2 protein-coding genes and 1 pseudogene are annotated in these 2,199 nt (G+C 67.8%); all 3 read right to left on the bottom strand.

Features of this window, described 5'->3' with window-relative positions:
• Positions 1-1,064, bottom strand: a pseudogene (locus JHD07_RS15885) (histidine kinase dimerization/phospho-acceptor domain-containing protein); the annotation flags it as partial.
• Between the two features lie 115 nt (positions 1,065-1,179).
• On the bottom strand, positions 1,180-1,647 hold the full coding sequence (locus JHD07_RS15880) for a hypothetical protein (RefSeq protein ID WP_291623802.1): 468 nt from the start codon (positions 1,645-1,647) through the stop codon (positions 1,180-1,182).
• A 108-nt stretch (positions 1,648-1,755) separates the two neighbouring features.
• Positions 1,756-2,199: ATP-binding protein (locus tag JHD07_RS15875; protein ID WP_291623800.1), on the bottom strand; the 444-nt coding region annotated here is incomplete at its 5' end.

Raw genomic sequence — 2,199 nt, 5'->3', positions numbered from 1 at the left:
TCACCGAGCTGCTGGCGCCGCGCGGCATCGCCCACCACGTCCAGCGGCAGGCGCTCGTCGATGTAAGCGGCGATCTCGAGCGACTTCGCCTGCGCGCGCGGCGCCAGCAGCTCCGTGATCTCCTCGACCAGGGTCGAGAGCGCGAAGGGACGCTGATCGAGGTCGAGCTTGCCGGCCTCGATCTTGGAATAGTCGAGCAACTCCTCGATCAGCGCCATCAAGGCTTCGCCGGAGGTTTTCACCGCCCTGGCATAAGTGGTCTGCTCCGGCGTCAGATGGGTGTCGAGCAACAGGCCGCCCATGCCGATGATGCCGTTCAAGGGGGTGCGGATCTCGTGCGAGGCCATGGCGAGGAAGCGCGACTTGGCGCGGTTGGCGGCATCGGCCTGGTCGCGGGCCTCGGCCAAGGCGCGCTCGGTCTCGGTGCGGTCGGTGACGTCGCGTCCGACGCTCTGCAATTCGGCCGGCTGTCCGGCATCCCGGCGGACATAGCCTTCGCGCCAGGCGATCCAACGCGCGCCGAGCGGGGTTGCGATCTTCTGGTCGTGGATGCGGGTACCGCTGCTCTCGCGGGCGCTGTCGCCCTGCTCCAGCACGTCGAAATCGAAACGCGTGCCGACAAGCGCGCTGCGCGCCTGTCCTGCGAGTGCGCAATAGGCCTCGTTGGCGAAGGTGATGCGGCCGCTCGTGTCGCGCAGCACGATGAGGTCGCCCTGCTGCTCGAACAGGCTGCGGGCGCGCTCCTCCGCCTCCTTCAGCTCCCAATTGCGGTCGATCAACGCCTCGTTGTGCGCGGCCAGCTTGCGGAGCCGCTTATTAATGAAGCGCAGCCGCATGCTTAGCGTCGCGAGCCCGAGGCAGGCGAGCGCGAACAGGAAGCTGGCGCCGATCGCAAAGGTATGAGGATCGTAGCCGGAATTGTCGGACCGGCTGCCGGACACGAAACCATAGGCGCCGCCGAACGTCGCCGAGAAGATCATGAAGGAGCGGATCGCGAAGGCGATGCGCGGATGCTGTCGCCTGAAGCGGCGCATGCGCACCTTGATCCGGAACGTCCGACCCATCGTCACCGCCCTTGCCTGAAACCCCGCCGCCGTGTGCGACGATGTCGTCTCGACCTTGCGAACAGTTTGAGGCGCCGGCCTCGGCTCCAAACAGGGTTGACGGGGTGTTAACGGCTTAAAGCGAGGCCGCCTTGAAGCTGCCATGGCCGCCACGGGCGCCGACGATCAGCGCCGCCGCCTCGCGCGGCGAGAACGTCTTCGAGCGCACATGGATGCGGTAATCCGCCGGCCCTTCGCTGGAGAGATAGATCACCTCGCCGCCGTCGACGGGTTGGGCGGCAATCGAGACCAGGCGCGTCGACGGATTGGCCTGGCAGGACTCCGCCTCGGAACCGGGGCCGTCGTCCACCACGGTGAAGTCCGCAGCGTCGGCATTGTCCGTGATCTGGACCCGCACCGTGGCCCGCGTCGGATCGTCGGTGAAGGCGACATGCACGCCGGCGGTCCAGAACCGGGAGGTGAGCTCGACCGACGTGTCGCCCACCGCGATGCAGGGATGCGAGACCGATCCGACCTCTGCGCGGGCAAACACCGCAGCCGCCAGCAGGGGAACGACCGAAGCCAGGAACTTGAAACGCAACATGACGCTTACTCGCCGGCCCTCGGGAACTCACGACCGAAACGCATTGGGCCTTATGGTTTGCAGAGCGTAAAGGAAACTCGTTACCGCCGGGTTGATGCGAGGGCGCGTTCACGCCATCTGGCGCACATCCTCCGCGAGGGCGCGATAGGACAGGGCCTCGGCCAGATGCAGCCGGCCGATCTTGTCGGCATGGTCGAGGTCGGCCAGCGTGCGCGCCACCCGCAGCACGCGGTGATAGCCGCGCGCCGACAGCCGCATGGTCTCGGCGGCATCGCGCAGCAGCTTCTGTCCTTGCGCATCCGGCTTTGCGACCTCCTCCAGCACGGAGGCGGGCGCCTCGGCATTGGTGCGGACATTCGGCAGGCCCGCATCCGCATAGCGGGCGAGCTGGATGTCGCGGGCCGCCGCGACGCGCGCGGCGACCTCGGCCGATCCTTCCGCCGGCGGCGGCAGGATCAGGTCGGCCGCGGTCACGGCCGGCACCTCGATGCGCAGGTCGATGCGGTCCATCAGGGGACCGGAGATGCGCGCCTGATAGTCGCCGGTGCAGCG

Source organism: Bradyrhizobium sp., assembly GCF_016462955.1.
In the GTDB taxonomy this organism is placed as follows: domain Bacteria; phylum Pseudomonadota; class Alphaproteobacteria; order Rhizobiales; family Xanthobacteraceae; genus Bradyrhizobium.
The sequence above is the reverse complement of the archived record's forward strand: the minus strand, read 5'-3'. Positions and strand labels throughout refer to the sequence as shown.